The organism is Halobacillus sp. (genome assembly GCF_049282395.1).
GTDB lineage: Bacteria > Bacillota > Bacilli > Bacillales > Halobacillaceae > Halobacillus.
Genome location: NZ_JBAPTY010000320.1, coordinates 1 through 1,993 on the forward strand (window position 1 = coordinate 1; position 1,993 = coordinate 1,993).

General features: G+C 43.1%; 3 protein-coding genes. All 3 read left to right on the forward strand.

The features are described 5' to 3' along the window. The first annotated feature begins 41 nt into the window (after positions 1 to 41). A complete protein-coding gene (locus WAM07_RS13575) occupies positions 42 to 593 on the forward strand; it encodes a DICT sensory domain-containing protein (protein WP_422167657.1) in 552 nt (183 codons plus the stop codon). 62 nt (positions 594 to 655) lie between these two features. After that, complete coding sequence (locus WAM07_RS13580) at positions 656 to 1,264, forward strand: ECF transporter S component (RefSeq protein WP_422167659.1); 609 nt, start codon at positions 656 to 658, stop codon at positions 1,262 to 1,264. Further along, positions 1,261 to 1,993 (forward strand): methyl-accepting chemotaxis protein (locus WAM07_RS13585; protein ID WP_422167661.1); only part of this gene is annotated, 733 nt, incomplete at its 3' end. The genes WAM07_RS13580 and WAM07_RS13585, both read left to right, overlap by 4 nt.

Sequence of the window (1,993 nt, forward strand, 5' to 3'; positions counted from 1 at the left end):
ATATTTAGGAGTCTTGAAGCTCCCATAGGAGGAATGCATAATTGAATATTAAAAATCTCTCTCTATTTAACGAATGCTTCGGTTCTGTCGAAGGAGAAACAAGAAACTTGGACAACGCTTCTTTGTCTCAGCTGCAATCCAGTTCCCTGAATTTTGAATCCAAGGTTCCGCAGCTTGAGTACATGTGTTTAATGATGGAAAATATGGTTCTTATGAAAAAGTTAAAAGGAAACGTCTATGCCGGGTTCCAGAAATTTTCCCATGCCAAAAACGTGTTGGACCGCTTCCAGGCCATGACCGAATATTCGAATGTTTACATTTTCGGTGAGGAAGATGTGCCGATGGATTCTTCCGATGTCATCCACTACATTCCTCTTCCACCTAATAGCGAACTGATCCGGGAATGGTTTTTAGTCATCGACGCGCCCAACTTTAAATCTATGATGGTCGCTTATGATCTGGATGGTTTTGGGGTCCATAAAGTCAAAGAAAGCCGAAATTTCAAAGGAGCGAAGTCCTCCAGCCCGAGAGTTGTCGAACATGCGGCCAGTCTGCTGGCTCCTCATACCAGCTCATTACAAGGAAACGCATAATCCAATCGGAAGAGAAGAACCCGCCTGGTCTTCTCTTCTATTTCTTAAGGAGATGATTGACCTTGACGTTATCCAGACTACAACGTACGACAACCATCGGAATATTAGCCGCCTGCAGCATCATCCTCTATTATTTTAAATTTCCTGTTCCTTTCTTTCCTCCTTTTCTTACTATGGATATTAGTGATATTCCCGCTCTGATTGGAGCGATCACACTGGGACCTGTCGCAGGCGTACTCATTCAGTTTCTCAAGAATTTAATAGACTACATCACCCATGGGAGCTACGCTGGACTTCCTGTCGGACAATTGGCTAATTTTTTCTCCGGAGCACTCATTGTCGGACTGATCGGTATGTTCTATCACTATCAAAAGAAACTGAATCTATGGAGTTTTGCCATCACCGTTACCGTTTTCTTATCCACGATGTATCTATTAAATTACTATTTTATTCTTCCATCGATCATGGAACTGATCGGGGTAACGAAAGAACAGTATGTCGGTCAATTCACACAATTTAATCCATTGGCCACCGATTTTAGAACCGCCGTCCTTTACGTAATCATACCGTTTAACCTGTTGAAGATTGGGATGATCTATGGAATGGGTCTGCCCTTCTCGTTCCGTCTGGACAGGATCCTTAATTCTAAGAGAAAGCGAGTACATGTATGAAACTGAAACGAGCTATTCCACTTTTGTCCATCAGCCTGGCCGTAATCATTTATGGCGCCTTAAGTTATAGTTTATCCTTTTATTTCAATCCTGCCGTCAGCCTATCCGTGTTAGGGGGATTAACTGTCGTGACAGCATCCCTTCTTATTTTCATATTTTTCAACGTAAAAAGAATTGCCCTTCGCGAAGAGTTTGCTCGAACGGATGCAAATGAAAATAAAGACGAATCCATCCGTCAATCTCTGGAAGAACTTCGCCACGTCGAGGCTCATAGTGAGCACTTAAACAAGATGAATACACAAGTAACCGAGTCATCCGAGCAGGTCAGCACCCAGTTGATGGAAATGGTTGAAGATATCGAGATCGAAGGAGAACACTTAACTCAGTTTCAGAGCCAAATGGACAGCATTAATGAAATGATTCAGTCCCTCGGTGAGATCATTGAAACTTCCGCTTCGACTTCTGAAAGTGTCCGATCACTGTCGAATGATGGGAAAGAAAAAGTCGATGAATTCAACCACGTATTCACAGAGATCATTCGGGTCACTGAACAATTTGGCAGTTTTAATGAAAAGCTTCTAAAACAAATGAAAAAAGTAACGGAAGCGCTCGGAGCGATCGAATACATCTCCAATCAGACCAATCTGCTGGCCTTAAACGCTTCCATCGAAGCAGCAAGAGCTGGAGAGCACGGGAAAGGATTCGGGGTCGTCGCAGACGAGATCCGTA